The following is a 698-nucleotide window of genomic DNA, read 5'->3' as shown; positions in this document are numbered from 1 at the left end:
TTGCCGAAAAACTAGAACAAATAGCTAAAGAGAAATTAGAGATTTAAACCAAGAAATTTCTTACTGCGCCTAACGCCCTGTTAAGGTGTGAGCAACGCAATATCGACGCTTCCGCACAACACCTTAACCATTAAACGCAACGCATAGCAAAAATGCCACGCGTTGCGAATCACTCTTAAACAGATTGTTATATGCCTGAACCCAAAGCCTGAGTTCCCCTTAGTGAGCACCCAAAGCAAGAACTACAAGCTATATAGCCTTTTGCGATCTTTACGATAGCACTTAAGAGCCAAGACCCAGAACGAAACTAAGGCAAACAATGCTACCTTGTCATATCTATGTAATAGCTTCCCAACTATGGCATCTTCCAAAGGTTTCATTACCCCTTGGAACTCAATTTCAGCGATGTAGTATTTACCGACCAATAAAATTACGAAGTGAAAAACGACGCCAAGAATCAATGCTAATTGAGTACGTTTGGACAATGAAAGCACATATAGAAATTCATATACAAAGTTCATTTTTACTTCCTAGCTGTATTGGCATATAACGCCAAATTAAGTAGTGAGCAACGCCACCACCTGAGCTAAACCATTGTGCCGTAAACACTTAAGCCGATTAAAACCGAAAATGCCAAGCGTTGCGAATCTGCTTAAATTTATTGTTATGAGTATGACTCAAATGGTGTGAGGTCTATA

Annotated in this window: 1 protein-coding gene; it reads right to left on the bottom strand. The window is 39.7% G+C overall.

Annotation, left to right across the window (positions count from 1 at the left end; translation table 11 throughout):
* Positions 1–242: 242 nt before the first annotated feature.
* Complete coding sequence (locus ACQEXS_RS22510) at positions 243–521, bottom strand: hypothetical protein (protein ID WP_427015279.1); 279 nt, start codon at positions 519–521, stop codon at positions 243–245.
* Positions 522–698 lie beyond the last annotated feature (177 nt).

It is taken from the genome of Vibrio sp. TRT 17S01, from assembly GCF_050113695.1.
GTDB lineage: Bacteria > Pseudomonadota > Gammaproteobacteria > Enterobacterales > Vibrionaceae > Vibrio.
The sequence above is the reverse complement of the archived record's forward strand: the minus strand, read 5'-3'. Positions and strand labels throughout refer to the sequence as shown.